The sequence below is a fragment of the Paenibacillus sp. E194 genome, assembly GCF_000935845.1.
Classification (GTDB): domain Bacteria; phylum Bacillota; class Bacilli; order Paenibacillales; family Paenibacillaceae; genus Paenibacillus_B; species Paenibacillus_B alvei_B.
This window is the reverse complement of sequence record NZ_JMDX01000060.1, coordinates 21,181-28,162: the sequence shown is the minus strand read 5'-3', so window position 1 is coordinate 28,162 and position 6,982 is coordinate 21,181. Positions and strand designations below refer to the sequence as shown.

Annotated in this window: 7 protein-coding genes; all 7 read right to left on the bottom strand. The window is 46.4% G+C overall.

Annotated elements, in window-relative coordinates; genetic code table 11:
- A partial coding sequence (locus tag AZ66_RS10855) for an SDR family oxidoreductase (RefSeq protein ID WP_044354869.1) occupies positions 1-514 on the bottom strand: 514 nt, incomplete at its 3' end.
- Between the two features lie 262 nt (positions 515-776).
- Positions 777-1,001, bottom strand: coding sequence for a hypothetical protein (locus AZ66_RS31345; RefSeq protein WP_156159948.1), 225 nt, complete (start codon positions 999-1,001; stop codon positions 777-779).
- A 130-nt stretch (positions 1,002-1,131) separates the two neighbouring features.
- Positions 1,132-1,671: a MarR family winged helix-turn-helix transcriptional regulator gene (locus AZ66_RS10850; protein ID WP_044354868.1), complete on the bottom strand. Its 540-nt coding sequence runs from the start codon at positions 1,669-1,671 to the stop codon at positions 1,132-1,134.
- 136 nt (positions 1,672-1,807) lie between these two features.
- The gene (gene sigJ, locus AZ66_RS10845; RefSeq protein ID WP_044354867.1) at positions 1,808-2,668 is read right to left on the bottom strand and encodes an RNA polymerase sigma factor SigJ; all 861 of its coding nucleotides are present in this window, start codon (positions 2,666-2,668) and stop codon (positions 1,808-1,810) included.
- A gap of 35 nt (positions 2,669-2,703) precedes the next feature.
- Complete coding sequence (locus AZ66_RS10840) at positions 2,704-3,882, bottom strand: NAD(P)/FAD-dependent oxidoreductase (protein ID WP_044354866.1); 1,179 nt, start codon at positions 3,880-3,882, stop codon at positions 2,704-2,706.
- Between the two features lie 264 nt (positions 3,883-4,146).
- Positions 4,147-5,607, bottom strand: coding sequence for an oligosaccharide flippase family protein (locus AZ66_RS10835; protein ID WP_044354865.1), 1,461 nt, complete (start codon positions 5,605-5,607; stop codon positions 4,147-4,149).
- A gap of 92 nt (positions 5,608-5,699) precedes the next feature.
- Complete coding sequence (locus AZ66_RS10830) at positions 5,700-6,839, bottom strand: amidase domain-containing protein (RefSeq protein ID WP_044354864.1); 1,140 nt, start codon at positions 6,837-6,839, stop codon at positions 5,700-5,702.
- Positions 6,840-6,982: the final 143 nt, after the last annotated feature.

Below are 6,982 nucleotides of genomic sequence, written 5' to 3'. Positions count from 1 at the left end.
CAATGTAGTTACATGCTGAGTTCCCCATTGAGCCGTAGAAGGCATTGTGCTTGCGAATCGGCCCTGTAAATCGAAGTAAGTTCTGCATAAAAGCATAGGGTCGCAGTACGGTATGCAAAATACCTGAATGGTTGAGCAAGGTTTCAATTTCCAGATGCCATCTGGCAATCTCCACTGGAGCAAGAGCGTTATACAGCGGGCTAGAAATCTTTACAATATGCTCAATACCAGCTTCGATAGCCGTTCGGATGACAGAGCTCTCTAATTCCACTTGTCTCGGACTATTTGACATAGACAGAAAAAGTTGGCTCGCCTCTTGGAATGCAGAGCGCAATGTTGCTGCGTCGGATGCATCTGCCTGTGCAATTTCCACATGCTTATAGTCGCCCGCGCCCAATTGAATCCGGAGTTTGTCAGGCTCTCTACTGATTGCCCTCACGGGTACATTTGCTTGAATCAGTCTGCTTAGCAGCTCTCTGCCGATTGTTCCTGTTGCCCCGATTACTACGATCATCTCTTACACGCTCCTGTTCGATATATGTTTGCGTACTGACCTATACCAGTGGCATGCTGTAGTTGTGCTTGCTATCGAGACAGATATGGGAAAATCTACCATTATCCGATCTATCCATGCAAGCTCTTGTGAAAATGCGTATCTCGACAACTCCGTAACTACACAAGCTGTCAGCAAACCTATTGCTAATCCTAAAATGGCGAAAATCGTTCCAATGACAAGAAGAGGCGACCTGTTCAACCATTGTGCATATAATCCCCAATCATGTAACCAACGACCAATGATCCAAGCAGTTACGGCAGAAGTTCCCCCTATCGAAGTAAAGGCAGCAATGAACAGGATCGGATCTTCCGATCACCACTCCTCCAATCCCCGCCATCAATGCTGGCGCAGCATAAGCTATGATGATGTCGCGCCAGAGAACAGAAGGCTTATTCATCGCGTTACATCCATTCTTGGTCTTGCTTGCATCATCTGATCTGTTCAATGTTAGTCCTCACCCTTTCTGTTACAAAAGTTGCTCACTCCTACACCCATATAGTTAGGTTCCTAACTATATGGGTGTAAAGGAAGGCTAGTCAAGACTAGCCCCATTCACGCTCCCCCACTGTGCCTGTTTAGACGATAGATTCCGCGGTAAGTGCTGAAATTCCTTCGGTAACCCTTCCGAGTAGGTCGAGAAACACGGTGCGCTCTTCAGCAGTAAGCAGTCCTACCATGGCTTCCAGCCTTGCAAAATGTTCCGGTGCCATCTCACGGAGCTTATTAGCTCCTTGATCTGTGAGAACAACTGACTTTTGCCTACCGTCTGATGCACTAGCACGCCGAGTGACGAGACCATCGCGTTCCAAGGTATCGATTAAGCCCGTGACAGTCGCACGAGTCACACCGAGATTATTGGCTAATTGCGATGGTAGCTCCTCTCCCCCATTGTCCTCCAAATCGGCTAACAAGCGATAGCGACCTGTTGATAGTCCGAATCTGGCGAAATGAACTTCTGCCGCATGTCCTAGCTTCGCACCAGCCTCCATTAACCGAGCAGCAACAAGTATGGCTTGTGCGTCGACGTCGAGGTTGTAGCGATCAATCTGCCGTTTGGATTGAATGAGTGTAGGTGCGGTTTCATTGGTATTAGAAAATAATGGTTGATTGGTCATGTATATAGTATGGCTCCTAACTATATTGTTGTCAACTCTTTATTATTATAGAGCCGATTCGCCTACGTGTAGATGCTTCTGCAAATGAGGGATCGGCTCTCAGCCTAGAATTAAATTTGTGAGCAAACATCCACAATTAGAGTCGTACAAGCTTATCTGGGTTGCGTACGAAATAGATATTGCGAATGGCAGCCCCCTCCAAATGAAGCAGGATAACGGTATCGGGTCGTCCATCGGTATGAACGATCACTCCCGCTTGCCCATTAATAGAGGTAGTTTCATAATGCAACAGGTTCTCTTGTTGGACAGTCTTCTTCATAAGTCCGATGAGGAATTGTGCGACTCGTTCTGGCGTTGTAATTGGACGTGCAGCAGCCGACGCCTTGCCGCCTCCATCAGACAGAACAACGATATCTTCGTGCAGCAGAGACACGACGGCATCCACGCTATTCGACCTCAGTGCTTGCAATAATCGCTTTACCCATTCCTCACTTGCCAGCTCATGAGATATAGGCTCCTCCTCAATCCCCATCTTATTGCGGGCTCGGCTTAACAACTTGCGGCAATTCGCCTCATTTTTATTCACAATTTGTGCAATTGCGGGATAGTCGAACCCGAGCGCTTCACGCAAGATGAAGATCGTGCGTTCCACAGGCGCTAATCGTTCAAGCAGCACAAGCATCGCGTAGGATAGCAAATCAGAACGTACAATTGAACTCATCGGATCCTCGTAGGTTGTCGCAACAGGCTCTGGCAGCCAAGTACCGAAATATTGCTCTCGTCGGCGCTGAGCCGATTTTAGCAAATCATAGCACTGATTCGTAACCATTTTGCACAAATATGCCTTCGGTTGTTCAAGCTCATTTCCGTTCAACTTATGGATTTTGACGAATACCTCTTGCACAACATCTTCTGCGTCAACAGTTGAACCAGTCAACTGATAGGCAAGTGTGAACAGCAGTGCTTTATATTGATGATAAAGTTCTGTCGTATCCATATTGTCCTTCTCCCTTGTAATCACAATTGATGCCATTATTTTATCAAACTAGCAGAATCCCAGGTGAACTTTCGTATCTTCCATCCGAGCTTGCCTGTCAGTACGAAATCTATTCCCCATTGCCGGCACCACACCAATCCACGTTCTGGACCTAGGCCAATACAAAATAACTCCATATAAGACTGGTGTAATGGCGCAGGACGATGGGCAATGTCTGCTGCTATGATTTTGGCTAGCCGATTTGCTTGTGGAATAGCTTCCTTGCATGTCATACGATCTGGACTACCATTTTTCGGATCAACGATATGCGCACAATCCCCGATACTATATACACCTGGGAAACCAGGAACCCGATAGCTTGCATCTACGATGACTTTCCCATCATCAGTTACGGGTAAACCAAGTGAACGAAGGACTGGATTAGGCTGAAGGCCCAGTGTCCAAATACATACGCCAACTGGCAGCGGATCGCGGCCAACAAAGTGCAGCATTCCATCCCTCACATGACTTGCTCGACTGTGGTGAATTACAGCAACACCTAACTCGTTCAGTGCAGCTTCCAACTTGGCAGCTACCTTCAAGGGGCCTTCGGTGAATAACCGCTCCTGCGCATTTATTAAAGAAACTCGAACGTCATTCGCAGCTAATCCGAGCTCAATAGCCTCCATCCGCATTGCGTAAGCTAATTCGGCAGAAGTCTCAATGCCACTAATTCCTGCTCCTACTACAGCAACCGACATGAGACGCTTGCGTTCGAGCTGATCTTGTATTCCTGCCGCCTTCTGCATATTGCTTCGCCATTGCTGTTGGATCTGCAATGCTGCATGTTCATGAGTAAGCGCAATTCCTCCTTGTTCTTCAGCCGGTTTACGAATAGTACTCCCAAGAGCAACAATGAGAAAGTCATATGAGATACGATGTAATTGGCCATCCCGGCCTTCGTATACTACTTGCTTGTTGGCTCCTATGGAAGTAACACTCCCTTGAATGAATGTAACTCTGCTAGGCAATACATCCGACCATGGAACCGTAATGGCCGAGTCTGTGGCAGCAGGCTTAAACAGGAGTACTTTACGCAAATGATGTGCTTGCTGGTCAATAAGAAAAATATGAAGGGAGGAGTCTTTCATGCCCTTCATACTACTTGACATCGCGTGTGCAGCATTCAATCCGGCGTAGCCGCCTCCAATAATGATGCATGTCTGTTCTCTCATGTGCTTCTCTCCTTAAGATCGATTTGCACATAGAACGACATAGCACAGCTGTTTGTGACAGAAGAAAATGGAATTGTTTCTATTAAAAATTGGGCTATAGCCGTGAGCAATATGGGGATTCGCGGATAGACTGATGCTGAGATGACTGATATTTACAAGGAGGCACGCACTTATGGATCCCAATTACTATCATCAAGTGAGCTGGAATTGTGTAAACAATGGTACACAGGGGGCTCCCCTAACTCGCTTTCATTCAGCAAACTTCTACTTGCGGTATCTTATAATGATAAGGAAAGCTGCGCATATCCAATAGAAAAGTGCACTTAGAACAATTAATGTTAGTTGCCCTTCCTTAATAAAGGCCGATATGAGGACAAACATGATACAAGAAAACAATATCAGACCCCATCCTACCCATTTAATTGTGAATAAGGTTACGTTAGTATTCCGAAGCGCATGCAAATTCCAAAGAACAGCTACCGTTTCCATAAGAAGAATTCCAATCGCGGCGCCTCTGTACCCAAACCCTGGAATTGCAACAATAACGTATTGGAGCAAGACGGATAGGCCGATTCCCAGTGCAAGTCCCGTTAATGGAATCCGTTTGCGATCTTGGGCCCACAGGATACTCGTGGTAAGTTCACGCAACCCAACAATAAGAGGGATTGCAGAGAGGTATCGAATAGGCTCAGCTGCAGCTTCCACGCCAAATAGGAGTATTGCCGCTTCCTTCGCATACAGAAAAATAAAAAGTCCGCTAATGATTCCCCATGTCCATACAAATCGGAGAATTCGTTCGATATCTCGCCCGCTCTCCATGCCTGCTTCGTGCTTCGCTGCTATCTTCATCGTTACCGTATAAGAGACAGAGGCCGTTATCATCGTAGGCATATAGACGATGACAGCAGCCATTCCTGTAATAATGCCATACATCGCGATTGAATCTGATATGGAATACCCTGCAGCCTGCAATCTGTTTGGAATAAGGATGGAGTCAATGAAGTCTGAAAGTGGTACAAGCATTCGCGTGCAACCGATAACGAAGGAGGATCTTAGAAAAAGGCCTAACCCTTCTTTGCTTAATGGGGAAAATGTGATCATTATCGCCGCACGCCGTGTGGAAGATGCATATATCGTCAAAAACAAAAATGCAGCAATAGCTGCAATCGTCGTGCCATACAACCCGTAGCCTATGGCTCGACCTACACCTTGAGCAGCGTACAGGCTTACGAAAGTAATCAGTACCGTAATCCGCACTGCTTGCTCCGTTAATTCGGACAAGGAAATCGCATCGTAGCTGCGGATTCCCTGCATATAACCGCGTGCTAATTGGAGAAGTGGTACAGCGATTAATGCCGGAGCTAGGGCTCGCAGCGCCCATGCAAGTTCAACATCTCCAATTAGCACAGCAATGTTGTTCGCATAGTATTGTGTCCAAAATGCGAGTCCCATCCCAATTAATGCAGTATAAACGGATAAAAGCTGGAATACCCTCCAACCTCGATCAGTCTGCTTCGCTGTGAATAAGGCGAGCGTAGTAGGCAACCCTCCGGAAATGACCATCAAGGCCATGCCAAAGAAGGAATAGGCAATCTGGTATAACCCAATGCCTTCTGCACCGAGCATTCTTGTTATGGCTACTCTGCCTGCAAGGCCTATTCCTTTACCAATGACGAGAACTGCACTTCGAAGTGCAGCTTGCTTTACGAGTGATGACAACAACATTCGTTCACCTTCCGCCCACTCCTTCTTGTCCTCATCATTGTATGATCGGAGTGGACGAGGTATGTGCCGAAGTGCTGAGCAGTTCTGCCAAGTTAATCACGGATATGGATGAGCCAGTACATCGTATATTTATCCCAGCCTAGATCAAAAGGCACTCGGTAACGATCGGCAGTGTGTGAATTCACGAGTGGGTAACCTTGAGCATCAAAGCCAACTACAATCGAAAAATGATCGATATCGCCATTAAGCTCGTACCCAATCAGGTCTCCCGCCTTAAGACCAGCCCAAACGCCGTTTGGATGCTGATTGCTGGACTGGACAATTCCAGTGTAGCTTCCTTTTTTGATGACTTTGCCGTACCCGCTGTATAGGAGAAAGTTTTTGAAAGCATCGGTCTGTACCCATGCTTTACTGCCTCCTGAGCGATAGTGATGCCATCCACCTTTCATGCGCAACCCGCCGCCTTCTTGATCGCCAATACATTGGGAAGCAAAATTCGTACAGTCCCCTCCTTGGCCTGTATAATCCCGATATCTGGGGTTGTAGCGATGATTGTTACCAGCCCCCCAAGCTATTCCTGCGTATTTATTCGCATAATCAATTGCCTTATCACGATTGTAGCGAGTTGAAGTTGAATGTAGGCCCGATGCTTGGTTTGTATTGGCATTAACCTGATTAGACGCTGAATTGCGCGGTAACTCAGTTAACTTCGGGATTAGATCAGGATTCTCTTCCAGTGGATCTAAGTACCATTCTCGTAGTACCTTCCACGATCCATTCTTCCTTATTAGGGTAAGCGCATGCCGCGTACCTATCCCGAAGAGCTCTACTTGACTTGACGGTTGATTGTAAGTATATCCGAGACGTAATGAATCTACAGCAGAGACAAATACCTGATCATTACGTTTATTCGCCCGAATTACTCTTGGACTGCTAGCAGCATCCGCCAATTGTAGTTGCCTGTGCTTCATCCACGTTTGTACATATTGTGCACGCATCTGTTCATGCTTCATCGCCCTCATGCTTGATGCGCGTTCAGGCATATAAAAATCGCGGAGCAGCCCATCTTCCTGACGAAGTAGATATTTGGCGCGATTCGCAAATAATTGCTGAATAAATGTTGTAAGCTCATTATCTACTGTTTGCTTATCTGCGGAGAATGCGTATTGCGGTATGGAGGATACAGCAACACAAGCGATAACGAATATAGGGATAACTAACCATCTATACATGTTAACGACAAATCCCCCCTCTTTTCCTTTTGTCACTTTGAGCACATAAACATAGCACCCTGCTCATGAAATACATAAATACAGTGCCCTTTTACTATGCCCTGCATCGAATAACTGATTCTGCTAAAAAATAATAAGCATGG